28 protein-coding genes and 1 pseudogene are annotated in these 25,493 nt (G+C 61.3%); 17 read left to right on the forward strand and 12 right to left on the reverse strand.

What is annotated here, in order from left to right; all coding sequences use genetic code 11:
• From AC0ZT5_RS28295 to AC0ZT5_RS28310, 4 genes are all read left to right on the forward strand, one after another.
• The coding region (locus tag AC0ZT5_RS28295) for an HAD-IC family P-type ATPase (protein WP_488499107.1) at positions 1 to 1,054 on the forward strand (1,054 nt) is incomplete at its 5' end.
• On the forward strand, positions 1,051 to 1,203 hold the full coding sequence (gene ccoS / locus AC0ZT5_RS28300) for a cbb3-type cytochrome oxidase assembly protein CcoS (protein WP_457153287.1): 153 nt from the start codon (positions 1,051 to 1,053) through the stop codon (positions 1,201 to 1,203). The genes AC0ZT5_RS28295 and ccoS, both read left to right, overlap by 4 nt.
• Positions 1,204 to 1,308: 105 nt before the next feature.
• Positions 1,309 to 1,509, forward strand: coding sequence for a CBS domain-containing protein (locus AC0ZT5_RS28305; RefSeq protein ID WP_488499190.1), 201 nt, complete (start codon positions 1,309 to 1,311; stop codon positions 1,507 to 1,509).
• Positions 1,422 to 1,988 carry a CBS domain-containing protein gene (locus AC0ZT5_RS28310; protein ID WP_488499108.1) on the forward strand — a complete coding sequence of 189 codons (567 nt, stop codon included), beginning with the start codon at positions 1,422 to 1,424 and terminating at the stop codon, positions 1,986 to 1,988. Before AC0ZT5_RS28305 ends, AC0ZT5_RS28310 begins: the two co-directional genes overlap by 88 nt.
• Before the next feature lie 175 nt (positions 1,989 to 2,163).
• Here AC0ZT5_RS28310 and AC0ZT5_RS28315 read toward each other — a convergent pair whose 3' ends face one another.
• From AC0ZT5_RS28315 to AC0ZT5_RS28325, 3 genes are all read right to left on the reverse strand, one after another.
• Entirely contained in the window at positions 2,164 to 2,712 is a 549-nt protein-coding gene (locus tag AC0ZT5_RS28315) for a hypothetical protein (RefSeq protein ID WP_488499109.1), read from the reverse strand.
• 161 nt (positions 2,713 to 2,873) lie between these two features.
• The gene (locus tag AC0ZT5_RS28320; RefSeq protein ID WP_488499110.1) at positions 2,874 to 3,143 is read right to left on the reverse strand and encodes a DUF6455 family protein; all 270 of its coding nucleotides are present in this window, start codon (positions 3,141 to 3,143) and stop codon (positions 2,874 to 2,876) included.
• Between the two features lie 155 nt (positions 3,144 to 3,298).
• A complete protein-coding gene (locus tag AC0ZT5_RS28325) occupies positions 3,299 to 4,111 on the reverse strand; it encodes a universal stress protein (RefSeq protein WP_488499191.1) in 813 nt (270 codons plus the stop codon).
• A gap of 190 nt (positions 4,112 to 4,301) precedes the next feature.
• Here AC0ZT5_RS28325 and AC0ZT5_RS28330 point away from each other — a divergent pair, with 190 nt between their 5' ends.
• Both AC0ZT5_RS28330 and fixJ read left to right on the forward strand, forming a co-directional pair.
• Complete coding sequence (locus tag AC0ZT5_RS28330; protein ID WP_477288374.1) at positions 4,302 to 5,855, forward strand: PAS domain S-box protein; 1,554 nt, start codon at positions 4,302 to 4,304, stop codon at positions 5,853 to 5,855.
• Positions 5,842 to 6,456 (forward strand): response regulator FixJ, encoded by a 615-nt coding sequence (gene fixJ, locus AC0ZT5_RS28335; RefSeq protein ID WP_477288372.1) that lies wholly within the window; start codon positions 5,842 to 5,844, stop codon positions 6,454 to 6,456. Before AC0ZT5_RS28330 ends, fixJ begins: the two co-directional genes overlap by 14 nt.
• Here the strand turns inward: fixJ and AC0ZT5_RS28340 are convergent.
• Positions 6,453 to 6,677 (reverse strand): hypothetical protein, encoded by a 225-nt coding sequence (locus AC0ZT5_RS28340; protein WP_477288370.1) that lies wholly within the window; start codon positions 6,675 to 6,677, stop codon positions 6,453 to 6,455. The two genes, fixJ and AC0ZT5_RS28340, sit on opposite strands and share 4 nt — an antisense overlap.
• Positions 6,678 to 6,848: 171 nt before the next feature.
• On the opposite strand from AC0ZT5_RS28340, the gene AC0ZT5_RS28345 reads away from it, so the two are divergent.
• The 6 genes from AC0ZT5_RS28345 to AC0ZT5_RS28370 all read left to right on the forward strand — a co-directional run bounded on the left by AC0ZT5_RS28345 (position 6,849) and on the right by AC0ZT5_RS28370 (position 10,163).
• Positions 6,849 to 7,103, forward strand: coding sequence for a lipoyl domain-containing protein (locus AC0ZT5_RS28345; protein WP_477288368.1), 255 nt, complete (start codon positions 6,849 to 6,851; stop codon positions 7,101 to 7,103).
• Positions 7,104 to 7,228: 125 nt separating this feature from the next.
• A complete protein-coding gene (locus tag AC0ZT5_RS28350) occupies positions 7,229 to 7,666 on the forward strand; it encodes a DUF2267 domain-containing protein (protein ID WP_477225690.1) in 438 nt (145 codons plus the stop codon).
• A 2-nt stretch (positions 7,667 to 7,668) separates the two neighbouring features.
• Positions 7,669 to 8,403: a phosphoribosyltransferase gene (locus tag AC0ZT5_RS28355; protein ID WP_488499192.1), complete on the forward strand. Its 735-nt coding sequence runs from the start codon at positions 7,669 to 7,671 to the stop codon at positions 8,401 to 8,403.
• A 12-nt stretch (positions 8,404 to 8,415) separates the two neighbouring features.
• Positions 8,416 to 8,862 carry a pyridoxamine 5'-phosphate oxidase family protein gene (locus AC0ZT5_RS28360; RefSeq protein ID WP_477288364.1) on the forward strand — a complete coding sequence of 149 codons (447 nt, stop codon included), beginning with the start codon at positions 8,416 to 8,418 and terminating at the stop codon, positions 8,860 to 8,862.
• 10 nt (positions 8,863 to 8,872) lie between these two features.
• On the forward strand, positions 8,873 to 9,970 hold the full coding sequence (locus AC0ZT5_RS28365) for an MgtC/SapB family protein (RefSeq protein WP_488499111.1): 1,098 nt from the start codon (positions 8,873 to 8,875) through the stop codon (positions 9,968 to 9,970).
• Positions 9,971 to 9,980: 10 nt separating this feature from the next.
• Positions 9,981 to 10,163: a hypothetical protein gene (locus tag AC0ZT5_RS28370; RefSeq protein ID WP_488499112.1), complete on the forward strand. Its 183-nt coding sequence runs from the start codon at positions 9,981 to 9,983 to the stop codon at positions 10,161 to 10,163.
• Positions 10,164 to 10,261: 98 nt separating this feature from the next.
• Here AC0ZT5_RS28370 and AC0ZT5_RS28375 read toward each other — a convergent pair whose 3' ends face one another.
• Entirely contained in the window at positions 10,262 to 11,455 is a 1,194-nt protein-coding gene (locus tag AC0ZT5_RS28375; protein ID WP_488499113.1) for an acetate/propionate family kinase, read from the reverse strand.
• Between the two features lie 10 nt (positions 11,456 to 11,465).
• Positions 11,466 to 13,889 (reverse strand): phosphoketolase family protein, encoded by a 2,424-nt coding sequence (locus AC0ZT5_RS28380; RefSeq protein WP_488499114.1) that lies wholly within the window; start codon positions 13,887 to 13,889, stop codon positions 11,466 to 11,468.
• A 431-nt stretch (positions 13,890 to 14,320) separates the two neighbouring features.
• Between AC0ZT5_RS28380 and AC0ZT5_RS28385 the strand changes: the two genes are divergently transcribed.
• Entirely contained in the window at positions 14,321 to 14,968 is a 648-nt protein-coding gene (locus tag AC0ZT5_RS28385) for a helix-turn-helix domain-containing protein (protein ID WP_488499115.1), read from the forward strand.
• A gap of 112 nt (positions 14,969 to 15,080) precedes the next feature.
• Here AC0ZT5_RS28385 and AC0ZT5_RS28390 read toward each other — a convergent pair whose 3' ends face one another.
• Together AC0ZT5_RS28390 and AC0ZT5_RS28395 are read right to left on the reverse strand one after the other, a co-directional pair.
• Positions 15,081 to 15,668, reverse strand: a complete 588-nt coding sequence (locus AC0ZT5_RS28390) for a DUF308 domain-containing protein (protein ID WP_488499116.1) — start codon at positions 15,666 to 15,668, stop codon at positions 15,081 to 15,083.
• A 250-nt stretch (positions 15,669 to 15,918) separates the two neighbouring features.
• On the reverse strand, positions 15,919 to 16,506 hold the full coding sequence (locus tag AC0ZT5_RS28395; RefSeq protein ID WP_488499117.1) for a TetR/AcrR family transcriptional regulator: 588 nt from the start codon (positions 16,504 to 16,506) through the stop codon (positions 15,919 to 15,921).
• Between the two features lie 287 nt (positions 16,507 to 16,793).
• On the opposite strand from AC0ZT5_RS28395, the gene AC0ZT5_RS28400 reads away from it, so the two are divergent.
• Entirely contained in the window at positions 16,794 to 17,498 is a 705-nt protein-coding gene (locus AC0ZT5_RS28400) for a TetR/AcrR family transcriptional regulator (RefSeq protein WP_488499118.1), read from the forward strand.
• A 55-nt stretch (positions 17,499 to 17,553) separates the two neighbouring features.
• On the opposite strand, the pseudogene AC0ZT5_RS28405 reads toward AC0ZT5_RS28400, so the two are convergent.
• The 4 genes and pseudogenes from AC0ZT5_RS28405 to AC0ZT5_RS28420 form a co-directional block, all read right to left on the reverse strand.
• Positions 17,554 to 19,539, reverse strand: a pseudogene (locus tag AC0ZT5_RS28405) (N,N-dimethylformamidase beta subunit family domain-containing protein); the annotation flags it as partial.
• Positions 19,536 to 19,907, reverse strand: a complete 372-nt coding sequence (locus AC0ZT5_RS28410) for a N,N-dimethylformamidase alpha subunit family protein (RefSeq protein WP_488499119.1) — start codon at positions 19,905 to 19,907, stop codon at positions 19,536 to 19,538. The pseudogene AC0ZT5_RS28405 and the gene AC0ZT5_RS28410, both read right to left, overlap by 4 nt.
• Positions 19,880 to 20,986 carry a polyamine ABC transporter substrate-binding protein gene (locus AC0ZT5_RS28415; RefSeq protein WP_488499120.1) on the reverse strand — a complete coding sequence of 369 codons (1,107 nt, stop codon included), beginning with the start codon at positions 20,984 to 20,986 and terminating at the stop codon, positions 19,880 to 19,882. The genes AC0ZT5_RS28410 and AC0ZT5_RS28415 overlap by 28 nt, the downstream gene beginning before the upstream one ends.
• Positions 20,987 to 21,473: 487 nt before the next feature.
• On the reverse strand, positions 21,474 to 22,148 hold the full coding sequence (locus AC0ZT5_RS28420; RefSeq protein ID WP_488499121.1) for a GntR family transcriptional regulator: 675 nt from the start codon (positions 22,146 to 22,148) through the stop codon (positions 21,474 to 21,476).
• A 133-nt stretch (positions 22,149 to 22,281) separates the two neighbouring features.
• On the opposite strand from AC0ZT5_RS28420, the gene AC0ZT5_RS28425 reads away from it, so the two are divergent.
• The 3 genes from AC0ZT5_RS28425 (at position 22,282) to AC0ZT5_RS28435 (ending at position 25,484) form a co-directional block, all read left to right on the forward strand.
• Positions 22,282 to 23,403 (forward strand): cupin domain-containing protein, encoded by a 1,122-nt coding sequence (locus AC0ZT5_RS28425; protein WP_488499122.1) that lies wholly within the window; start codon positions 22,282 to 22,284, stop codon positions 23,401 to 23,403.
• Between the two features lie 10 nt (positions 23,404 to 23,413).
• On the forward strand, positions 23,414 to 24,334 hold the full coding sequence (locus AC0ZT5_RS28430; protein ID WP_488499123.1) for a fumarylacetoacetate hydrolase family protein: 921 nt from the start codon (positions 23,414 to 23,416) through the stop codon (positions 24,332 to 24,334).
• Between the two features lie 118 nt (positions 24,335 to 24,452).
• The gene (locus AC0ZT5_RS28435) at positions 24,453 to 25,484 is read left to right on the forward strand and encodes a carbon-nitrogen hydrolase family protein (protein ID WP_488499124.1); all 1,032 of its coding nucleotides are present in this window, start codon (positions 24,453 to 24,455) and stop codon (positions 25,482 to 25,484) included.
• Positions 25,485 to 25,493 lie beyond the last annotated feature (9 nt).

Genomic DNA, 25,493 nt, shown 5'->3' on the forward strand with positions numbered 1-25,493 from the left:
TGCCGTGCCGATCGTTCAGGTGGTCGCCGCGCGGCGCCTGTTCGAGAACGGCATCATGGTCAAGGACGGTTCGGCCATGGAGCGCCTGGCGACGATCGATACAGCGGTGTTCGACAAGACCGGAACGCTCACGCTTGGACAGCCCCGACTCGTCAATGCGTCGTCGATCGACCCGGCCATGCTGGCAATCGCCGGAGACATGGCCGTGCATTCGCGTCATCCGTTTTCGAAGGCCATCGCCGGATTTGCCTCTCCTGGCAGGCAACAAAAATTCGATGCCGTCACCGAGCATCCAGGGTTTGGGATCGAAGCTGCCGACGCGGGAGCTATCTGGCGGCTGGGCCGACGCGGATGGGCCGGATGGAAGGCCCGGACCGGCGGCGAAGGAAAGCATGGCTATGGCGGAACGGTCCTGACGAAAGACGGCATCATCGTCGCCACCTTCGATTTCGAGGATGCGCTGCGTGCCGACGCCAGGGCGGCAGTCGAGCGTTTGAACGATGTCGGGGTGTCGGTGCAAATGCTGTCTGGCGATACCGCAGGCGCCTGCGCCGAAGTCTCGAAAACACTGGGTGTCGCCGACTTCGTTCCGTGCCTGCTGCCGTCCGGCAAGGTCGAATGCATCGAGACCCTCGCGAAAGACGGACACAAAGTGCTGATGGTTGGCGACGGCCTCAACGACACGCCTGCGCTGAGCGCGGCGCATGTCTCGATCGCACCGGCCACCGCAGCCGACATTGGCCGCAACGCGGCGGACTTCGTATTCCTGCGCGAAAGCCTTGTGGCCGTACCTCTTGCGCTGGACGTCTCGCGGAAAGCCGGGCGGCTGATACGCCAGAACATCGCGATCGCGATCGTCTACAATGCCGTCGCCGTGCCGATCGCGATCCTGGGACAGGTCACGCCATTGATTGCGGCGATCGCCATGTCCGCCTCCTCGTTGCTGGTTATTGGCAACGCGCTACGGCTGCAGCGCTTTGGGCCGCACGCACCAGCAAGAAGCACCGCGGCCGACAGGCGCGCCGGCTTTGGTGCACTGGCACGATCCTCATGACGACGCTCGTCTATCTCATACCTGTGGCTTTGTTCCTCGGCGCGCTCGGGCTGGCCGGCTTCCTGTGGGCCTTGAGGAGCGGTCAATACGAGGACCTCGACGGTGCGGCGGAACGGATACTCATCGACCGGGACGACAAGTCAAATTGACGTCCTCGACGCCGGAGATGACGCAGATCAAGGCATGCCTCACACAAGGCCCCGATAATGATGCGATAGATATTGGAGGAGGCAGACATGCAAGCCGAAGCCATAATGACCGCTCCGGTCATCGGAATAGACCCAACAGCATCGATCTCCGATGCAGCAGGGTTGATGCTCTCCAAGAAGTTCAGTGGCCTTCCCGTCATTCGCAGCGACGGCACGCTGTGGGCATTGTCAGCGAGGGCGATTTCCTGCGCCGGGGAGAACTCGGCACCAACCGCAAACGCTCACGCTGGCTGGAGTTTCTTGTGAGCCCCGGAAGAGCCGCGGACGAATACGTTCAAGCCAACGGACGCCGTATCGAGGAGGTGATGACGACGGATGTCGTCACGGCATCGCCGGGCGTATCGCTGCCCGAGATCGTCGAGCTCATGACGTGCCATCGCGTGAAACGCATTCCGGTTGTCGACGATGGGAAAGTCGTTGGCATCATCACCCGTTCCGACATCCTGCGTGCGCTGCTCACCGTCCTGTCGGTGGCCCCTTCGGCAGCCAGGGACGACGAACGGATCCGCCAGGACATCATCGCCGAGCTTGCGACGCAAAAATGGGCCGGCAAGGGCATGATCGACGTGACCGTGGACAACGGGGTGGTGGAGCTGAGCGGCGCCATCTTCGACGAACGCGAGCGCCAGGCGGCCATTGTCGCCGCCGAAAACATCGCCGGCGTAAAGGCAGTGAAGGATGGGCTTTTCTGCCCGGGGCCGCTGTCGGTCGTGCTCGTCTCTTAGAGCGGTTCATCGTTTCACGGAACCGCAGAACCGCTCTATCTCTTTGTTTTGACGCAATTCCGGACGGAAAACCGTTTCACACTTTTCCTGTAATTGCTCTAGTTCAGCACTAAAGAATCCGCGGACTCCGCATTGCACGACCCGACATTCGAATTGTGAAATGTCCGCGTTGACCCTAAATCAAGCCTACCGCTATCAATGGTCGAAGCAGCAACAGGGCGAATAGAACAAGCGCCGCGCCCGCGACTCTGTCTGCTACTTTCTTGCCTCCGTTCAGCCGCCTGCCGAGCAAGAACCACATCGACCCGGTGGCAGCCGTAGTCACCAGGAGCACGATCCAGAAAAAGCCCAGTTCGTACTGCCCCGCGTCTACCGGCACGATTGCCAGACAATAGATAAAGGCTTTCGGGTTGAGTGCAGTGGTTGCCAGAACCGAAAGGCTATCGCCGTCGTCGGATGCGTCGATCCGGTCGGTGCCTATCAGACGCAGGCCAAGAATTACGAGCCATACAGCTGCGACCAGCTTGAGCACCTGGATGGCGCCGGACGGCAGCAAGGGTCGCAGCAAAAGCCAGCAGGCCGCTGCGATCCCGTAGCCGCAGGCCTGTGCGACCAGGAGTTTAATTGCCTTCTCTCGCTTGACCGCCCCCGCCATCAGAAGAGCGTTGGTTGGCCCGGGCGCGATAAAGAGCAGAAATGCTTCTAGGAAAAACAGAGTGTCCAAAACTGCCTGGTCCCGTGGATGCAAATGTATCACAGAAGAACTCGGTTTGACGCGTTGACTCTCGTCAACCCCAAACGTCGAACGGCATTCGCAGACCTCGTTGCTGCAAGCAAGCTATAGGACACTACATACGCATCAGCCCGTGTCTGGCGCTGAAAGCACTATCGCGCGCCGGCCGCATGCTGCAGTCGTGCGATCAGGTCGCGGTTACGGCAGTAATCCGGCGGATCATCCGCTTGCCGGTGTTCGTCGAGCCAGTTCGAGCATTCATCCTGGTGTCCGCAGGAGCGGCAGCGGTCCACCGCCCGATTTGTAACGGCTGCGTGGTCCGCGACGATCTTCAATTGTCTGTCGACGCCGAGCTTCCGCATCATACGGCCCATCAGGGCTGTCCTTGCGTCCACTGAAATCAGGTAGTCGAGAAAGGTCACGTCGGTCACTCCTATTTCTCAGCCATCTTTCCCAGCCATAATCGCCATGTTGGCGAGCACCACATTGATCTCGGTCAATAGCGCGAGGCACGCTCGGCCATCGTTCCAGCTTGTGACTGAGTGTGGCGACTTGAAGATGCCGACGCGACGCGCGTTCAATAGGACATCAAGCGGTTGATGCCGCTTTCCTCGATCAGCGAGCGGGTGACGCCGCCGAACGCCCATTCCCTCAACCGGCTATGGCCATAGGCGCCGGAGACGATCAGGTCCGCATGGATCGACCGTGCAAATGTCAGCAACCGGTCGCCATCGGCTTCGCCGGCGATCAGTTCGGTTCGTGCCATGATGCCGTGATGTTCGAGAAAAACCGCGACATCGGCGAGGCTGTCGCGAATGCTCTCGTCGCGGCCGGTATCGATTGTGGCGATGACAACCTCGTTGGCTGTGGCCAGGAAAGGCAATGCGTCTGCTATCGCCCGTCGCGCCTCCCTGGTGTCTTTCCAGGCAACAAGAACGGTTTTTGCAAGGACGTGTTGGACATCGTTTGCGGTGACCAGGACCGGCCGGCCATTACCAAGCACCAGGCTGCCGACGTCCACAGCGCGAAAGACATTTTCCCCTTTCCCGCTGCCAGTAACGATGAGATCGGCGGCTCGGGCCGAAACGCTCAGGAAGCGGGTTGGACTGCAAACGGCTTGCGCCCATTCGCTGAAGATTGAAGCCGGAACCAATCTCTCGAATTCGGCTCGCAGTTCGGCAAGCCGTTTTTCGATTTCCGTGCGCTGGATCTGCATGATCTCCCCTTCGTAGACCATGCCGTCGCCGGTCGCGACCAGGGGCGGGACATCCGCTGCCGCCAGACCGATAAGACGGGCGCCAAATCGCTCCGCGAACTCGATCCCCAATTTCACCATGGCCGCCGGAGGTGCATCCACGGCAAGGTTCACGATGATTGACTTGTAGGACATGATGGAGGCCTTTCGCTGGACCGGTGGAATACGATGATGAATGCACCCATCGGCGCTCGACGCCTTGATGCGCGTCAAAGAACCCGCCAATTGCATTTGTGCGAAAACCCTCGGCCTCGATCCGTTTTGTCTGTACGGAGAGAAGTGATAGTTAGCCTTCTTGCAGGCGTATCGAACCCAGGAATCCCAGGTGAGCCAAGACGAAGCGCTTATTTTGTCGGTCGGCGCGACGACGCTTAAATCAGTCTTGTCGCAAATGTTCGAACAAGCTCCGAGCTTCATGGCTCTCATGAGTGAGCCAAATCATGTCTTCGAACTGACCAATACTGCCTACCAAAGGCTGATCGGCCACAGGCAAGTGATTGGAAAGTCCGTGCGGGAGGCCCTTCCCGAGCTCGAAGGCCAAGGCTTCTACGAACTACTGGACCAGGTGTATGAAACGGGTGAGCCGTACAGGGGACGGGCGGTGAAGGTCGCGCTTCGCAAGGATGATGAACCTGCCGAAGAGCGCATTCTTGATTTCGTCTATCAGCCCATCAAGGCCGACGATGGCCGCATTACGGCTATCTTCGTCGAAGGCACCGATGTTAGCGAGCTTTCCTTCGCAAACGCAGCTCTTCTTTTGCGCGAAGATCATTTGCGTTCGATTCTGGCGACAGTGCCCGATGCAATGGTCGTCATTGATGAACAGGGCTTGATCCAATCCTTCAGCACCGCTGCCGAAACCCTGTTTGCCTACCAGTCGGGCGAAGTTATTGGTCAGAACGTCAATATGCTGATGCCCTCTCCCTATCGCAATGAGCATGACGCCTATCTGCTTCGCTACCTGACCACCGGCGAGCGCCGGATCATCGGACTGGGCCGCACGGTCACGGGAATGCGCAAGGACGGTTCGACCTTCCCCATGGAGCTTTCCGTCGGCGAGATGCACCCGGGAACGGGACGCTTCTTCACCGGCTTTTGCCGCGACCTGACCGAGCGCCATCGGGCGGAAGCAAGAATTCAGGAGCAGCAGCAGGAGCTTCTCCACATGGCGCGATTTACCGCGCTCGGCGAGATGGCATCGACATTGGCACATGAGATCAACCAGCCGCTCACCGCCATTACCAATTACCTGAAGGGCAGCCGCCGGCTTCTCGAGAACAGCAAGGAAGAAAATGCGCCTATGCTGCGCGATGCCGTGGAAAAGGCGGCCGAGCAGGCCCTGCGGGCAGGAAACGTCATTCGTCACCTAAGGGACTTTGTTGCGCGGGGCGAAAGCGAGCGTCAGGTCGAACGACTGCCGGCGCTGATCGAGGAAGCTTCGTCGCTCGCCCTGGTCGGCGCAAGGGAGATCGATGTCCGCGTCAGCTATGAGCTTGATCCCGCCGCCGAGCTGGTGTTGACCGACCGCATCCAGATTCAGCAGGTTTTGCTCAACCTCATGCGCAACGCGGTGGAAGCCATGCAAGGCGTCCCGCGCCGCGAGTTGCACGTGACGACCGTCGCACGGGAGGATGGGATGGCCGAGGTAAGCGTGACGGATACAGGCACCGGCCTTGCGCCAGAAGTCTCGGCCCAACTTTTCCAGCCCTTCGTCACCACCAAGAAGCAAGGGATGGGCGTCGGACTCTCCATTTGCCGTACCATCGTCGAGTCGCATGGCGGCCACATCTGGGCCGAGCCAATGCCCGCCGGAGGAACAGCATTCCGGTTCACATTGCGCATCGTTGAGAAGGAAGAGGTCGCCAATGGCCGGCAATGATCTTGTGCATGTGGTCGACGACGACGTCGACGTCCGCAAGTCGCTTGGGTTTCTTCTCGCCACAGCCGACTTTGCCGTGCGCCTGCATGAATCCGCGACAGCCTTTCTGGCCGCGACGGCAGACAATATTGATGGCTGTATCGTGACCGATGTGCGCATGCCGGGTATCGACGGCATCGAGTTCCTGCGACAACTTCGGACTCGCGGACATAGGCTTCCGGTTATCGTCATGACGGGCCATGCCGATGTCGCGCTCGCCGTCCAGGCGATGAAGGAAGGCGCTGCTGATTTCATCGAAAAGCCGTTCGACGACGAGATGCTGATCGACGCGATCCGCTCAGCGTTGGCCAATCGCAATCGGATAGATGCAACGCACCCGAAATCCGCGGAAATCCGCGGGCGTCTGTCTACACTATCGGATCGGGAGCGGCAGGTGCTGGATGGACTTGTGTCGGGTCTGCCGAACAAGACAATCGCCTATGATCTGGGGATCAGCCCGCGCACTGTCGAAATCCATCGCGCCAATGTCATGAGCAAGATGGCCGCGAGCAGCCTGTCGCATCTGGTTCGCATGGCACTCATCGTGGATCCCAAGCACTAGGGCGACCGAGAGAAGGCGTTGCCGATATCTGCGGGTGTCTTGTCCGGCACCCAGTCGCGCCAATGGGTCGGGTGGATGTCGAGATAGGCGCCGGTCGCGGCGTTCTTCCATCCTTTCCGCGTCTTCATGCAGGGAAATACAAGCGCATGCTCGCCATCCTCGTCGAGGACGGCCAGTTCGAGATCGCTGTCGAACGGAGCGCTTAGGATCGGCTTCCACATCCCCCTAGGATGCGCGAGATGGCATACCTCGCCTTGATTTGAATCAGTTTTCGACACCCGAATGCAGCCTCGAGCTGGCTGCCCTGCGTCTGCCGAACCGCCCCTTTTGATCGCGATCAATGTCCATCTTGGCGGCTGGGCTACTTTTCCTGGCTCATAAGGAGAAACGCGATGCACGAAATCAAGGTCGATGAAGCGCTGTGGGCGTCCAGCATGCTTCCCGAGGGCATTGTGGAACGATGGTTCGTTGCCAGCGGCACCACGATCAAGGCTGGCGATAAAATAGCCGAGGTTCGAATTGAAGACGCACTGCATGAGATCGTGTCGCCGGCAAGCGGTCGCGCGACGATCATGGCCCCCGTGAATGCCATGATCGAACCCGGATCGGTTCTGGCAACATTGGACGATACGATCCGGGCCGACTGACGGCGCATGCAGACCAACCGATCGGGCATCGTCGGCTGTGGGTCGGATGCAGGAAACTGATCCGGCGCAATGCTCACGCACTCCCGGGATTGGAAGATCAAGCCAGACATGAGCGAGCAATTGATATGACCCAAATGTCTCACACATCATTTTCTGGCTTTTCCCATGCCGCGCAACAGGCTCAGCAGTGGGTCAACGAACTCGCCAGGGACCTCTGCTGGAGCGAGCCGAGCGCGTACCGGCTGCTGAAATCTGTTCTGCACACGCTGCGAGACTGGTTGTCGCCTGCGGAAACTGCCGACCTCGCAGCGCAGCTCCCTGCCTTGGTTCGCGGCATCTATTTCGAGGGTTGGCAGCCAACGAAAGCACCTGCCTGCAAGCGAACGAAGCGAGACTTCATCATCGATGTCAGAAGCGGTTTCGGCTACGATGACGAAGTCGATTTCGACACTGCGATCGGTGCAGTTTTCAAGCTCCTCGATCGTCATATTTCGCATGGCGAGATCACCCAGGTGAGGAATTCGATGAGGAAGTCACTTCATCAACTCTGGCCGGCGGACTGATGATGTTCCGCGACCGCAAAGAGGCTGGAAAGAAGCTCGGCATAGAACTGGGCAAGCTTCAATTGCGCCAGCCCGTCGTGCTCGCGTTGCCGCGTGGCGGTGTTCCGGTCGCCGCCGAAGTGGCCAAAGCTCTGAAGGCACCGCTTGATCTGATTATCGTGCGCAAGGTAGGCGCGCCGGGAAATCCTGAACTGGCCATTGCCGCAATCGTGGACGGCGATCCTCCGGACATCGTGCTGAACCGGGAGATTGTCGAAGCCTACTCGCTCGATGATGACGCACTTCGCGCCTTGATCGCGCAGGAACGACCCGAGCTTGAACGTCGCCGGCTCGCCTATCGGGCCAAGCATCCACCCTTATCGATCGCGGGGAAGACGGCGATCATCGTCGATGACGGCGCGGCAACAGGAACGACGATCAAGGTTGCCATTCGTGCCCTGAGAAAACGAGCCCCCAAGGAGGTCGTCGTAGCAGTTCCTGTTTCACCGCGCGATACGATATCGGAATTGGCTGGCGAAGCCGACCGGGTGGTTTGCCTTAGTCAACCAGCGCGGTTCGGCGCACTGGGCTACCACTACTTGTCGTTCCCTCAGCTTTCCGACAGCTCTGTTGTCGCTGCAATGGACGAAGCTGCCCTGCGGCAAGCGACCGGCCAACGCAAGAATCTCAAGAAGCCCGCCGGCCGCCGTACAAACGAGACTGAGCGGCAGCGTCACGGGGCCACCTCGAAAAAGTAGGAGATCGCACCGATGCTGATCCGTAGCCTTTCTGCCTTGGAATGTACGAAATTGCTGACCGCCAACCGGATCGGTCGTTTGGCATGCGCGAAGGACGGCCAGCCTTACGTCGTGCCGATACACTATGCCCATTCAGACAATCACCTTTACGCGTTTTCGATGCCAGGCAAGAAGATCGAGTGGATGCGCGGCAACCCACTGGTGTGCGTTGAGGTCGATGAACGCGGCAAAGGGCGAGGATGGAGAAGCGTGGTGGTCGACGGCCGCTATGAGGAATTGCCGGATCAGATCGGCCACAAGGTCGAGCGCGATCATGCATGGTCGGTGCTCAGCAAGCACGCGGACTGGTGGGAGCCCGGTGCCCTCAAGCCGGCAATACCTCCCGTTTCAGACAGCGCGTCACCTGTGTTCTTCCGAATTCTGATTCAGCAGGTGTCGGGCAGGGAAGCGGGCGAGTAAACTGCCTCCCATGGATCCGCTCATCCCCCGGCTCGGACTCGCCTTGGCAATCGGCCTGCTCGTCGGACTGGAGCGTGGCTGGCGGGAGCGGGATGCACCAGATCGCAGCCGTACGGCCGGTATTCGAACCTTCGGCATATCCGGCCTGCTCGGTGGCATTCTGGCAGCGCTGGCCGAAGCCCTTGACGCGGTTTCGGTGCTGGTCGGGGGGTTTATCGCCTTTGCCGCGATCTTCGCGTGGTACAAGGCGCGAGAAGCTGCTCATGACCAGGATTTCAGCGTCACCTCGGTCATGGCCGGCCTGGGCGTGTTCGCGCTTGGCGCCCTTTGTGTAGCCGGCGACTATCGGGTTGCTTGCGCTGGAGGGGCCGCGCTCGCGGCGGTACTTGCCAGTCGCGAGGTCCTGCACGGCCTATTGCGACGACTGACCTGGATCGAGCTTCGTTCAGCGTTGATCCTGGCGGTAATGACCGCGATTGTCCTGCCCTTGCTGCCAAACCGGACCATGGACCCATGGGGCGGGTTCAATCCTTGGGAGGTCTGGTTCCTTACGGTGCTGATGGCGTCGATATCGTTCGCTGGCTATGTCGCCGTTCGCGTTCTTGGAACCACGCGGGGTCTGCTCGTCAGCTCGCTCGTCGGTGCAATCGTCTCCTCCACAGCCGTGACCGTGGCACTTGCCCGCAACGCGACGTCGTCGAGCAATCCGCTACCGCTGGCAGGGGCAGCTTCGCTGGCAGCGATGGTCTCATCGCTGCGCGTTTGCGTGGTGGTTTTGATCATCCAACCAAGCGTATTCGTCCCAGCCGGCATTCCCGCGATTGCCGCGGCATTCGCCTTCGCGGCCTGCGGCGCATTTCTGTTGGTGCGCGTCGGCGGGGATCAAAAAGGTGGTGGGCTGACGCGCAATCCATTCGAACTTGGTCCATTGCTGCTCTTTGCCCTGCTCTTTGCGGTGGTCTCGACCGCCAGCGCCGCATTGGCGGCTCAATTCGGCGGGCGCGGCTTGCTGGCGAGCTCGGCGCTTGCCGGAACGCGACGGACGGATCGACGCCGACGAGTGGAAATCACACCGGGGTTCCTGCCGCGTTCGCCGTTTTCGTGCTGACGAAGAAGACTTGGTCGGCCTTCTGCGGCGCAAGCCCGGCGGACAGTGGTACTTCGACTATGCAGTAGGCGACCGCGACGACGAGATCGGCTTCCATCTCGGCGACGAACGCTTCGTCACCGGCGAATACGTGTCCATCGAACGCAACGGCACCATGCACACCTATCAGGTGGCAAGGGTCGAACGGCCTTAGAGACAAGGTGCCTGGAGGGACGGGGCGCGTGGCTCGAATAAAATGCGCGAGCCGGGCGAGCGGGCCAAGTCATTTGTCCGGCACGGGAGGTCCAGCCGTCAGGTCCCGCGCAGCGATGTCGCCTGGGATGCAGCCTGTACATCACTGGCGACTGCCCTCTCTTCATCCGTGGGAATGACAAGCACGTTGACGCTGGAATCGGCGAGGCTGATCACGCCCTCGCCTCTCCGGTTCAACTCATTGTCGATGCCGACGCCGAGCCAACCGGCCGCGGCACCGATCTTCTCCCGGACCAACGGCGCGTTCTCGCCGATGCCGGCCGTGAACACCAGCGTATCCAGACCTCCGAGGGCAGCCGCCAGCGACCCGATCTCGCGCCCGATTCGATAGACGAAGAGATCGATCGCCTCGGCGGCGGCAGGATCCTCGGAACCGATCAGCGTGCGCATGTCTCCGGATATCCCCGACACTCCGAGCAGGCCGGATTGCTCATAGAGAAGCGTGACCAGTTCGTTGGGCGACAGCTTACCGTCCTCCAGCAAATGGAGGATTATCCCTGGGTCCAGGGCACCGCAACGCGTGCTCATCACCAGGCCGTCCAGCGTCGAAAACCCCATCGTCGTGGCGATACTTCGTCCGGAGTCCATGGCGCAGAGGCTGGCACCACTGCCCAGATGGGCAACGATCGCTCGGCCTCCAGCCCGCGCGCCGTAGCGGTCGCGCAGCTCTGATGCGATATGGCTGTAGGACAGGCCGTGAAAGCCATAGGAAACGATACCCGTCTCGGTCATCGCGCGCGGCAGGCCGTAGATTTTGGCGACCTCCGGCCGGGCCGAATGGAATGCCGTGTCGAAGCATCCGACCTGGAGGGCTTGCGGCAGGAACTCAGCGGCCAGGGCGACAAGCTCGAGGTTGATCCTTTGATGGATTGGCGCGAGCGGCTCGAGCAGGCGCAGTGCGTCGAGCGTGGGCCCGTCGAGCAGCGTCGCTCCAGTGAAATTGCGGCCACCATGGACGATCCTGTGCCCGACCCTGCCGATGCGGCGCAGGAGGTCGTGATCGGCAAGCACAGAGGCGACGGCCGCGAATGCGTTGCCGATGTCGATCGGTCCGTCGTCCAGGCTTTTGTCTGTCGTCGGCTCACCCGCAGTGGCCTCGACACGCAGCCGCGGGTGCCCCGCCAGCGACGAGACGTTGCCGCGCAACAGCAGGGGAAGCACGTCGCGTTCCTCGAAGACGGCGAACTTCAGGCTGGAGGAGCCGCCATTGATGACCAGGATAGCGTCTGTCATGCGTTCGTCCTCAGCGGCGACCGGTCGACGCCGCACCGGGATCCTGATCCCACTTCCAGCCGAGTATTTCCGGCATGTCCTGGCCATGAGCCCGGATATAGGCTCGATGCTCGAGCAGCTTGCTCTCCATTGCCTGCTTCAGGCCAACCTGCACGCTCCTGAGCTGCGGAACCCAGTCAAGCACGCTTTGCACGAGGTGAAACCGGTCGAGGCCGTTCAGGACTGTCATGTCGAAGGGCGTGGTGGTCGTGCCTTCCTCATTGTAACCGCGGACATGGATGTTGTCGTGATTGGTGCGCCGATAGGTCAGCCGGTGGATGGTCCACGGGTAGCCGTGATAGGCGAAGATGACAGGCTTGCCGGTGGTGAACAATGCATCAAAATCGCGGTCCGACAGGCCGTGTGGATGATATTCCTTGGGCTGCAGGGTCATCAGGTCCACGACGTTGACCACCCTGATCCTGAGCTCAGGAACGTGATGCCGCAGGATCTGCACCGCCGCCAGCGTTTCGAGGGTCGGAACGTCGCCGGCGCACGCCATCACGACGTCTGGCTCGTCGCCGTTCTCGGTCGATGCCCAGTCCCATATGCCGATCCCTGCCCGGCAATGGACGATGGCCTTGTCCATCGATAACCACTGCCATGAAGGCGGCTTGCCGGCGACGATGACGTTGATCCGGTTCCATGTCTGCAGCACGTGATCGGTCACGCAAAGCAAGGTGTTGGCATCCGGCGGCAGATAGACGCGCACGATGTCGGCCTTCTTGTTGAGGGCGACATCGATGAAGCCGGGATCCTGATGGCTGAAGCCATTGTGCTCCTGGTGCCAGACATGGCTCGACAGCAGATAGTTCAGCGAGGCGACCGGCCGCCGCCACGGGATGTCACGGCAGGCATCCAGCCATTTCGCATGCTGGTTGAACATGGAATCGACGATGTGGATAAACGCCTCGTAACAGGAAAACAGGCCATGCCGCCCGGTCAAAAGATAGCCTTCGAGCCAGCCCTGGCAGGTGTGCTCGGAGAGGATTTCCATGACCCTGCCGTCGCGGCCGAGATGAACGTCTTCGGGCAGGATCTTTTCCATCCAGGCGCGCTCGGTGGCTTCGAACACGTCCTGAAGCCGGTTCGAGGCCGTCTCGTCAGGACCGACGATGCGGAAGTTCTTCGCGGCCTCGTTCAGTTCCATCACAGCCCGAAGGAAACTGCCCATTACACGTGTTGACTCGGCCTTCTCCGCGCCGGGCCGAGCGACGGCCACTGCATGGTCCCACGGCCCGGGCAAATCGAGGGTCCGGCGAAGCAGGCCGCCATTGGCATGCGGATTGGCGCTCATGCGCCGCGCGGCTTGCGGCGTGGTGGCACGGATCGCCTCGACAGGGGCACCAGCGGCATCGAACAACTCATCCGGCCGGTAGCCTTTCAGCCACTCCTCGAGCATCGTCAGATGCGCCGGATTTTCCGCAAGGCCAGACAACGGGACCTGGTGCGCACGCCAGAAGCCTTCGGTCTTCAGCCCGTCGACTTCCTTTGGACCGGTCCAGCCCTTCGGGCTTCGCAGCACGATCATGGGCCACTTCGGCCGCAACCCCGCGTCGGCAGATTCGCCGCGCGCACCTTTCTGGATCACTTCGATGCGGTCCAGCGCATCGTCGAGCACTGTTGCCATCCGCTCGTGCATCAACGTCGGGTCATCGCCCTCGACGAAAAGTGGATCATAGCCATAGCCGGTGAACAGCGCGCGCAGTTCCTCTTCGGGAATGCGGGCAAGGATTGTGGGATTGGCGATCTTGTAGCCATTCAGATGCAGGATCGGCAGCACTGCCCCGTCACGCGCCGGGTTGAGAAACTTGTTTGAATGCCACGCGGCAGCCAATGGCCCGGTCTCCGCTTCACCGTCGCCGACAACGCAGGCAATGACAAGGTCCGGATTGTCGAAGGCTGCGCCAAAGGCATGAGAAAGCGCGTAGCCCAATTCGCCACCCTCGTGGATCGAGCCCGGCACATCGGGCGCGGCATGGCTTGGAATTCCGCCCGGAAAGGAGAACTGCCGGAACAGTTTGCGCATGCCTTGTTCGTCCAGGGATATGTCCGGACTAAGCTCGCTATAAGTGCCTTCGAGATAGGCATTGGCGACCATCGCCGGACCGCCATGGCCCGGCCCGCAGACGTAGATCATGTTTGCATCCCTCAGCCGGATGGCGCGGTTGAGATGGGCATAGATGAAACTCAGGCCCGGCGATGTTCCCCAGTGGCCAAGCAGACGCGGCTTCACGTGTTCCAGCCGCAAAGGCTCCCGGAGCAGCGGATTGTCGAGCAGGTAGATCTGCCCGATCGTCAGATAGTTGGCGGCGCGCCAGTATGCATTGATGTCGTGCAGCTGGCGTTCGGACAGCCGCCTGCCGGGGGTTGCTGTCGTCGTGTGCTCGGTCATGTCTGGCTCCCATAGTCCCCATTTGCCAATGCCGTCGGATCGCGACATGCGCCGCCGTCCATCGAGTCGCCGCGAATGGACAACCAACGCATTCGTGCGCCATTCGGTTCATGACTGCCGGACCAGTTTGCAGCGAGGTGGCCGTCAACCGGGCGTATGGAGGGCGGTCGTTTGCGCCATTCATAGTGGCGACGAACAGTGCGAGCTTTGATCCACCGCAAAACGCGTTTGCATCAGGTGCCGAAGGCCGAACGCCTGGATCACAATGAGTTCGCTGGCTATGGCCAATCGTGCCGAAAATTCCCGGCTGACAACGCTGTCGAAATCGTCACCACTGGGGAGTCTAGGTAGTATCCCGTAGGGACATAACCGAATTTCGCGCGGCGCGGATTCGAGCGATTGCTGTGACACGGATCAACCGGGAAACAGCCATGCACGCCTACACGACCTCCAAAATTTCGCTGCCGTCGCATTTTGCTCAGCCGAGCCTGCCAGCGGCATTCGACACGGCACCGCTGCAGCCGCTCAGCTTCTTTCCCGCCGGTGCGGAAATCTATGCCCAGGGCGAGAAGGCCGGAGCTTTCTACCAAATCGAGTTTGGGGCCGTTCGTGTGTACCGCCTGCTCGCCGATGGTCGCCGGCAGATAAGCGCCTTCCACCTTGCGGGAGAGACATTTGGCTTCGAAGCAGACACGACGCATCATTTCTTCGCCGAAGCAATCAACGCGACCGGGGTCCGGGTCTTCCGTATTGCCGCCGGGGCTGACATGTCTCATCAATTGCTGCCGTTGGCGCTCAAGGGGCTGACCAGGGCACAGGAGCACCTGCTGGTCCTCGGCCGCCAGAACGCCATTGAGCGCGTCGCGGCGTTCCTGGTCGATATGGCAGAGCGCCAAGGCGGGCTTCGGCAGGTCGAGCTGCCGATGTCGCGCGTCGACATTGGCGACTATCTCGGCCTCACCATAGAGACGGTCTCAAGAATATTCACCAGGCTGAAGGAAAAGGGTATCATCCGCTTGATCAGCCTGCGCTGCGTCGAAATAATCAAACATGATGCGCTTCAGAATATGAGCGAGTGATCGCGGTTTCCATCAAAACAAGGCATTACACGCCGCCGCATCATGCGAGCGCCGACCTTGCAGGGCAGCGCTTCGATTGAGGGGCTTGGAGGATAGGGGCGTTTGACGCTATTCAGCCAGCCGCTTGGGCCGACTTGCGCCGCGCATCACTTACCGTCAACCAGACAGCGGAAACGAGGAAGTAGAAGGCGCCGAAGGCCGCATAGGGCGCGATGTTGGTGATGTCGATCGTCGCCGCACTGCCCGCCATCTTCACAAAGAAAATGCCTGCCAGTGCCGACTGAGCGCCGCTCAACACCATTGCCCACTGCGCGCCGGACTTCCAGCGCCTGACCGCGGTTGCAAGCTGAAAAAGGCCCGACAGGACCGCCCAGACGCCGAAGACGGCGAGCACTGTGTTCATATCTTTGCCGAGAGCAATGGCGACTGCCACGGTGGTGATGATGCTGATGACGAAGTTCAGCAACTGCGTCTTGTTGCGGTTCAAGCCGCCGGTGCGCTGGGCGTCGATGAAGTTGGCCAGCGCATCCCAAGCCGGATAGGCGACCAGCATGACGGCTGCCAGGGGAGGCATTGTCTTGGCTACTGTGAAGGCCAAGAGGACCCAGGCGGTCGAAACGGCAAAGCGTGTGAAATAGTAGCTTTTGAGCCAGGCGGTTGAGGATTTGACCAGGTTGGCTTCAGTCGTCTTAGCAAGCATTTTTGAATCTCCTTCGCGCTTGATATTGTCGCCTACCTACTAGAAGGTAGATATTGTGACGTCAACCAGTTTCTTGGCTCGGCACTACCGATCAACCAAGCGGTGGTGGAGATCGTGAACGGTATTGGCCATACGAAATGGCCGACCCTAAGTTGCTACTTTCAGCACCGATGCACTGGAGGTCTCAACGGTCCCTGTGAGATGCGAATTTGGTTGCGGCGGCTCGCCGCCATGCCGCGCAGATAGCTTGTTAGTGAACCTTCGCCGATAAGCGCTGCAAGGTCGGCGTCAGGATCGCGCCAAAGATGGTAGGGCTGCCATAGGCACGCGCCGACAACATCGCGCCATGGACAGTCGCCATGAAAGTCTCTGCCTCCAGATCCGCAGAGCCGACGAATTTGAGAACGCCCTGTTCAGCGCCCCGCTCCATGACCTTGGTCAACCAGGACGACAGAAACCGAAAGTAGGCCCGCACCTCGACGGCAACCTCAGGCGGGAGTGCCGGGAGTTCGCTGGCAAGCAGCGCGCAGACGCAAAACGGGATGCTCGCGTCTTCAATGCATTTTGCCCAGTAGCCAGCATAGGTTTGAAGCAGTGCAAGCGGGTCAGGGAGTTTACTTTCCAGATCTGCCATGCTGACCTCGGTACGCTCGCGATGGCGCGCCACAAGCGTGCGAACAAGGTCGACTTTGCTGGGGAAATGATGGTGGATACTCGCCTTTCGAATTCCCACCTCGTCAGCGATATCAGCATAGCTGAATCCGTTGTAGCCGCCCGAAACAATGAAGTTCCGCGCGGACGCCAAAATCTGATCGGACGTCATGACGAGATTGCTCATGCAGCATGCCTACCTTCTAGTAGGATCGTTGTCAATCGGCCTTACTCCTTCGCCTAAGGACCGTGGCGGGAGCTTAGCGCCGGCCCTGTCTGCCGTATGGCCAAAGCCCGCGCCGACAGCTTGATCTCGCCTTTTCGCAAGCGCAGCAAAACTGCATGACCTTTCAAAGCGCACTGCCCTTGGATGGCGTTCGCGATAAATTGGGGCGGACGCGGCGGATGCTTAGCCGGTGACACCGGTTCGACAGCTCGCTTGACGGTGCCCTTGCGCTTGCCTAGTCCAGTTCCATGTCGAAGAAGGAAGATTCCAAGGAAGGGCGGCGACCCGCGCATCGCGTCCGTGCCGTCCCCGACACGCCTCGGCGCGAAGAACAGCGCGCCGAGCGCCGCCGTCAGTTGATCGATGCTGCCCTGGAAGCAATCGCAGAGCGTGGATTTGCGGCCTGCACCGTTTACGACATCGCCCGGCACGCCGGCCTTTCCCATGGTCTGGTCAACTTCCATTTCGACAGTAAGGAAAGCCTGTTCGAGAGCGTGATCGATAAACTGGCCGCTGAGTTCCGGGCGGCCTGGCAGCACGCCTTGCTGCGTTCAGAAGCCGATCCGGCGGAGCGCGTAAGGGCGCTGGCGTTGGCTCCGCTGGACAAGGCGATCTGCTCGCGCAGCAAGCTGTCGGTCTGGTTTGCCTTTTGGGGAGAGGCAGGGCCGCGTCGACGCTACCGCGAGATAAGCCTCGAACTGGAAAAAGAATATCTCGTTGCGCTGACCCAGGCATTGCGCCAGGCAACCGGGCATACCGCATCCGATGCCGCAACCGAGGCAAGCCTGATCAGCGGTCTGTGCGACGCTCTTTGGTTGGAGATGCATCTTGGCCAGGGCGCATTGTCGGTCCAGGCCGCCAGGTCGCGGATGACCAAGGGGCTTGCCCGTCTTCTCCCGGACCTGAAGCCGGGGGGAAAGCGAACGGCTTCGGATCAGCAAAGCGGCGGATAACGTTTTCAGTCAATCGGCCGACATCGGTCCGCCCCTGATCGGCGGCCATCGCCGCTGCCCAGGCGATCGAACCCGTGGAGAACACAGCACCCCCGGCCGGTGTTTCGAAAAAGGTCAGGTCTGCTCTGACCCTCGCATTCACGTCGCCTGTGGTGGCTGAGTGCAGGAATACCACTTCCTCCGGTGCCAGATAGAAGCCGGCCCCCAGCATGGTGGACGATGCGACCACGAGAGCATGATCGGGCGTGCCCAACCCTAGGTCGGCGGCGTCGACCTCCTGCCCGGCCGCACCGGGATGCGCGCTGCAGGGCGCGCCGATGACGTCGCCATGAACGTCTTCAAAGGCGAAGGCCACGCGCGGGTCGCGCGCTGCATCGGTAAGCCTGTAGCCGGCGCCGCGGTCCCAGCCGTCGGCGACCATGCCGACCCCGACCAGCGCTTGCGGCGGTCTGCCGAGCCGACGCCAGAGGCCGCCACGTTCGCCGTTGAACTGCATATGGTATTCGGCGGGTCCCGCCTCGTTGTAGCGCGCGCCCGATTCCGCCCGGCGAAGCTCCATCAGCCAGGGACGGTCGCGTGCGATAGCCACACGCCAGTAAAAGCCATTGCCGCCGAGATAGATGAGGCGGCCGCCACGGTCGAGGAAGGCGACCAGGGCGTCCCACTCGCGCGTAGAGAGATATTCCGGATGGGTCCCGGTGATGAGGACGCGACACCCCTCCAGCGCCGACACCCCCTCATCATGAAGCAGGTCGTCGGTCACGATATCGTGGTCGATTTCGTGGCCGTGCAGGAAGGCCGTGACGCTGGTGTCGGCATTATAGGACCAGTTGCTGGTGTCGGGCGCCATGTTGAGGATCGGCCGCAGGCGCGTCGTCACATAAATTGGATGGCCGTCCACATGGCGGTCATAATGTGAGGCTCCGAGTTCCGGCATGTCCTGCAGGGTCTGCAGTTCCTCGTCGAGGATCGGCAGGGCGCTCAGCTCCGATATTTCGTATTCCGGGCTTTCAAGGGCGATCCGGTGATTGGCATAGGCATGATAGGTGAACGTGGAGGCGAGGAAGGCGACTGGCTTGCATGGCGCCGCCCGAGCAGGAACCACGAAAAAGGGAATGTAGGTCGTGTCTGCCGCCCCTCTTGCGCGCAGCGCGTAGGAGCCGCTTTCAAAAGCCGGCGGAATGACCCAGCTTGCGCTGGCTTCCCATCGGGCATCCTCGAGGTCGTCGCTATGGAAATGAACGGCGTCATAGAGAGCCCGGTCCTCCGCCGGCGAGAACGCCTGTCCCGCCCAACTGCGACCGGGCACGCCGCGCGTCGGCGCGTTGACCAACCTGGCGTCGACCTTTGCGGTGCCCCGGTTGGTGAGTTGGTCACAGTCGAGCCGGTCGCAGAAGTCGAGGGCAATATCCGGGCTCGCCTCATCGGTCGCCCACAGCCGGAATTCCGAGACGAGCCCATCGAACGCGGAGCTGCCGTCTGCTTTTGCGCCGAGCGACAGGACATGAACGCGTTGCTGACGAACCGGCACGGGCACGGTGATCGCAAAGACCGGGCCGGCAGACACCGTTTCCACCGTGACGACGGCCGATTGCTGGATCGCATCCAGCGCGATCCGAACGGAGTGCCACTTACCGCGTCCCATTCGCAGGCAGGGGACCCAATCCGGCCCCTCGGCGCCTTCGAGCGCCAAGTTGCCATCCGCATCGCGCCACAAACGCAACGTGCCCGTATCCAGGATGCAGGCCAGCGCATCGCGTGTCGGCTTGACGCTGAAAGCCATGGTCACGCCATGCAGGTCGGACCCGTCCTGCATGGTCAAGGCCAGGTAGGATCCCGTCCGGATCGGCTGATTGGCTACTGGCCGTGACCCTAGCTCGCCGCCGGGAATCGGTCGCAGCTCAAGCGCTGCCGGCGCTCCGTTGATGACACGCACGATGTCGAGCGAGACGGTCTCTTCCGGTTCGCTGGACAGGAAAAAGTCGACCGTGTCGCCGGATCTGACCGACCATTGGCTGGCATAGCCCAGAAGCCGTTTCATGCTTGATGTACAGTCCCGTGGCGTGAGTCCGCGTCCGGCGGTGCTTGTCCGAACAATTGTCGCCAGCGGATGGCGAAGGCTGCCGTTTCGGCTTCTTTTGGCGACGCAAAGGTCTCGTCGGACAGGAACTCCAGCGGCTGTCCCCTGCCCGACAATCCGACGAGCCGATAGCCTGCCGGACACTCGATCGCCGCCACCCATGGCATGGTCGTTCGCGACCGCATCACCTTCAGCAGGCGCGCCAGTTCAGGACAGTGCGGGCCGCTGGGGTCTCGCATGAATTCATCGAACAGCTCACGCCGAGGCCGCAGATCGAGCCGCTCAACAACTGACACGCTGCTCATTGCTGGGTGGCAATGCGCGTCCACATGCGGGTCATCGCGCGGGTCACCGCATTGTCGTACATAGTGATCGCGTAGAGCCGAGCCATGGCCTGATCGTTCGGATAGACAGTCGGGTCGTTGACCATGGCTGGGTCGATCTTGTCCTTGGCCGCAAGGTTGCCGCTGGCATAACGAACATAATTGCTGATCTGGGCCGCGATCTCAGGACGCATGATGAAGTTCAGGAACTGATGCGCCTCGTCGGGATGCGGCGCATCGGCCGGGATGGCAACGCTGTCGAACCAGATCTGCCCGCCTTCCTTGGGCAGGAGGTAGGCGATGTTGATCGGCTTGGTGCCGAGGCCCTTGGCCGCTTCCAGCGCACGGTCGCGCGCCTGCAGGATGTCGCCGGACCAGCCTATCGCGACACAAAGGTCGCCCGTCGCCAGGCCCTCGATGTAGGCCGACGAGGTGAAGTTGCGAATATAGGGGCGGACTTTGGCGACGACGTCGGCGGCTTTCTGCAGGTCGTCGGCATTCTTCGAGTTCGGTTCGAGACCGAGGTAGTTCAACGCCGCAGGCAGTACGTCGTCAGGCGCGTCGAGCATCGTGACGCCACAGCCCTGAAGCTTGGCCATGTTCGCAGGATCAAATACCAGGCTCCAGCTGTTGGGAACGCTTCCGAGCGCGGCCTTGACCTTGTCGACGTTCACACCGATGCCGGTGGTGCCCCACATCAGGTTGATGGCATAGCGGTTGCCCGGATCGTAAAGCTCCATCCGCTTCATAAGCTCGGGCCAGAGGTTCTTCGCATTCGGGAGCTTCGACCTGTCCAGCGGCTGGTAGACGCCGGCCAGGATCTGGCGCTGAAGGAAATAGGCCGAGGGAACGACGATATCGTAGCCGGTCCTTCCAGCCAGGAGCTTGGTCTCCAGGATCTTGTTGTCGTCATAGACGTCATAGACGACCTTGATGCCCGTCTCGGCCGTAAACTGGTCCAGGACCTTCGGATCGATGTAATCGGACCAGTTGTATATGTTGACCACCCTTTCCTGGGCAGCCGCCGAGAAGGTCATGGCGACGGCCATGACGAGTGAAAAACACCACAGTCGCGGGGTCTGCATCGGTATCCCCTCCAGCTATTCAATTTTTTATCTGTCCATCCAAATAAATCACGCCTCGTGCTGGACGTCAAGCCGCCGTTCCTGTGCCCTTGGTCGACAGGCCCTGCAGAAATCGACCGCGCATCGACGGCCTTGAGTGTCTCTGCATGTGACGTTCAGGGCTCCATCCCTTCGCCAGGCGCCGAGGCCGTCGCTCAGGTTGTGGTGAGATCAATCGATCTGCGCACGGTCCCCATCCGGCCGCCGGTATCCACGGAGGCTGCACTGCGGTCCCGCCAGGCAAGGCAAGCGCTGCGGCAATGCGCTTGGGATTGCCCTGACCATTGTGCGTCCAAGTTGCCCAAGCCGAACAGTGCGTCTCCCGCACGACGCTGAAGCTATCGTGCTCTCGCCCTTGTCGACGGCGGTTTGGCGGCATGTAGCCCCTTCTGCGAGCCGATCCGCATGAGAGCTTTGTCACAAATCGCCTAGCGTGGCGTATTCCATATCACGAGGCGCGCAGCTTCACTTCCTCAGGACTCATAGCCCCCGCCAGATCTTCCACCGTTCTAAGGTAATGCTGGCTGAGCAGCGCCGAGGCCTTCTCGGCATCCCTGTCGAGCGCGGCCTGCGCAAGCGCGCTGTGCTCGGCCTGGACATCACGTCCCACCGGCAATGCCGACGCGAGCAGAACCGGAATGCGGTAGCGCTCGGTTGCAGCATAGAGGCGTTCGAAGAATTCCAGCGTCCAGGGCGAGTTGCAGGCAGCCAGCAGGGCGCGATGGAACGCGTGATGCCGCTTTTCAAGCGTCCAGATATCGGCCTCGGCGCCTGTGCGCGCGGCCTGGACGTTCAGGGCATAGAGTGCGGAGACGATGTCTGATGCCCAGCTGTCGTCGCCCTTGCTGATCGAAGCCTTGAGTGCCTCCGTTTCGATGACGATGCGAAGCGACACGGCATCGTGCAGTTCACCGAGCGACAGCGGCGCCACGCGGAAACCGCGCAGCGACTCTGCCGTCACCAGCCGCTCCGCCTGCAGGCGGTTCAGCGCCTCGCGCAGCGGCGAGAAGCCCATGCCATAACGCTCGCCGAGATCGGCAAGGCGCAACGGTCTGCCAGGGGGGAGTTCGCCGCGAATGATGTCGTGGCGCAGCGCATCGTAGGCTTTTTCGGCAAGCGTCATAAGTGTTCCTCACCGCACAGCCTTACCTCATAGATGGACTTGTCGGCAATTTCAATTATTTTCGAAAATTTGTGTTGCAATCGAAAATATGTCGCGTCATGCTTAGCCCAACAGCCCCAACCAGGAGGATCCCATGGCACGGGAGCGCGAAAACCATCGCGAAGACGTCGTCGGGCGGGCAAACGTCGAGGACACGCCGGAGTTGCTTGCCTATTACGAGGAGCTCGAGCGCCATAAGGCAGGCGCGCTGTGGACCGTCGCCAACAAGATCGAGCCGTGGGAACCGAAGTCGCAGTCGGTCCCTGTCGTCTGGCGCTATCGCGACCTGCGTGCGCATGTCCTTCGCTCGGTCGAACTGGTGACACCAGAAAAGGCCGGGCGGCGTGTGGTCTACCTGAACAATCCGGGGCGGACCGGCGTGGCTGCGGCGGTCGGCTGGATCTATGGCGGGCTTCAGGTAATGAACCCTGGCGAGGTGGCATCGGCGCATCGCCATTCGGCCTCGGCGATCCGCTTCATCATCGAGGGCTCGGGCGCCTATACGGTGGTGGACGGACACAAGATGACGCTCGGCGCGAACGACTTCGTGCTGACACCCAACGGCACCTGGCACGAGCATGGCGTGGAGGCCAGCGGTTCGCCCTGCATCTGGCAGGACGGACTGGACATCCCCTTCGTCAACGCGATGGAAGCCAATTTCTACGAGGTGCATCCGGATCAGAGCCAGTCCGTCGGCTACGCGGTCGACGACATGACCAAAACCTGGGGAAATCCGGGACTGAAGCCGACAGGCGAGGCATGGACCAAGGGTTACAGCCCGATGTTCAAATACGAGTGGGCGCCGACCTACGAGTCGCTGCTGAAATATGCCGGTTGCACCGACGGCTCGCCCTTCGACGGTGTGCTGATGGAGTATGTGAACCCGGTGACGAACGGCCCGGTCATGCAGACACTCGGCGCGTCGATGCAGATGCTGCGGCCCGGCGAGCACACCAAGGCGCACCGGCACACCGGCAGCGGTCTCTACCATGTGGCGAAGGGCGGCGGTCACTCGATCATCAATGGCCAGCGCTATGACTGGCAAGAGCACGACATCTTTTGCGTGCCGTCCTGGGCCTGGCACGAGCATGTCAACGGCTCGGATCGTGAGGACGCCTGCCTCTTCTGCCTGTCCGACCTGCCGGTGATGCGGGCACTCGGACTCTACCGGGAGCAGGCATTCGGCGACAATGGCGGCCTGCAGCCGCTTCTCTGAAGGAACGATCATGAAACTTGTAACCTATCGCGCCTCGATCGAGGGGGCGGCAAGGCTCGGCGTGCTGGTCGAGGGCCTGGTGGTCGACGTCGGGTCGCTCGCCGCGGCTCAAGGAAAGCTCCTGCCCGACACAATGCTCGGCCTGATCGACGCTGGACGCGCCGGATTGGAGACGCTGCGCGACTGCCTCGACAAGTGCGCCGGACGCTTCCCCGCCGGCTGCGCCACCGCAATGGGCAATGTGAAGCTGCTCGCCCCCATTCCCCGGCCCCGCAAGAACATCTTCGGCATCGGCCTGAACTATGTCGAGCATGTCGCCGAGAGCGCCAAGGCGCTCGACACGTCGAAAGATATGCCGAAGCAGCCGGTCGTCTTCTCCAAGCCGCCAACCACGGTGATCGGGCCCGGCGACGGCATCGAGCACAACAAGAAGATCACGCAACAGCTCGACTGGGAGGTGGAACTCGCCGTCATTATCGGCACGACCGCCCGTCGTGTCCGCAAGCAAGATGCTCTGAACCACGTCTTCGGCTATTCGGTGATGATCGATATCTCGGCGCGCGACAATCGGCGCGCCGGGCAATGGATCTTCTCCAAGGGACAGGACACCTACGCGCCGTTTGGGCCATGCATCGTCACGGCCGACGAGATCCCCGACCCACAGGTGCTTGACCTGTGGCTGACGCTGAACGGGGTTGAGAAACAGCGGTCCAACACGCGCCATATGCTGTTCAAAGTCGACCACCTGATCGCCGACATCTCGTCGGGGATCACGCTGGAGCCCGGCGATATCATCGCCAGCGGCACACCGGAAGGCGTTGGCGCCGGGCGTGACCCGCAAGAATGGATGTGGCCGGGCGATGTTGTCACAGCGTGCGTCGAAGGGATCGGCACTCTGCGGCACCCAGTGGTGGACGCGACACCGGACTAGCACGTGAACGCGCAATTCAAGGCGGTCATCCAGATGGCCTCGGTGCCCGGCGATCCGATGGCCACCGCCGAGCCCACCACCGCCCGCCTAGACGGTCGATCACAAGCAGGAGGTTGCCATGCTGAAGCTTCCGAAATTCGTTGCCGCGGCGGTGCAGGCGGCACCCGTCTTTCTCGATACGCCAGCGACGGTGGAGAAGGCGGTCGAGCTGATCCGCGAGGCAAGGGCCAACGGGGCGGATATCATCGCCTTCCCGGAAGTGTTCATCCCGGGCTATCCGTACTGGAGCTGGATCACCGATCCGGTGACGGGCGGAGCCTGGTTCGACAAACTGGCGCGCGCCGCCATCACCGAGCCCGGACCGGAGGTCGACATCCTGCGCGGCGCGGCACGCGAAGCCGGCATCCATGTCGTGATCGGGATCAACGAGCGCAGCCTGAGGTCTGTTGGTACTCTCTACAACACGCTTCTGACCATAGGACCCGACGGATCCCTGCTCGGCAAGCACCGCAAATTGATGCCAACCTGGGCCGAGAAGCTGACCTGGGCGCCCGGTGATGGGGCCGGGCTGAGAGTTTACGACACTGCAATCGGGCCACTTGGCGTGCTTGCCTGCGGCGAGAACACAAACACCCTTGCGCGCTTCACCCTTCTCGCTCAAGGCGAACTGGTTCATGTCGCCAGTTACATTTCGCTGCCCGTTGCGCCGCCCGACTACGACATGGCTGAGGCCATAAAGCTGCGCGCCATGGCCCACTCGTTCGAAGGCAAGCTCTTCACGATCGTCTCGTGTTCGACCGTCTCGGAGGAGATCATAACGGCGATGGAGAGCGTCGTTTCGGATGCACGGGCGCGCTTGCAACGCAAATCCAGCGCCTTCTCAGGCGTGATCGGTCCGGACGGGCGGGTGGTTGGCAAGCCGCTGATCGACGAAGAGGGCATCGTCTATGCCGAGATTGATCTCGGACGCTGCATCCAGCCGAAGCAGATGCATGACATTGCCGGCCATTACAACCGGTTCGACGTTTTCGACCTGAAGGTGAACCGGCGCAGATTGGAGCCGATATCCCTGATCGAAAGGGCGCAGATGTTCGACGGCGATGATGCCAGCGTGCCCGAAACAGCATCGCAGCGCGGTCATCAGGAATAGGCCGAATAG

This window comes from Mesorhizobium sp. CNPSo 4670 (assembly GCF_057784235.1).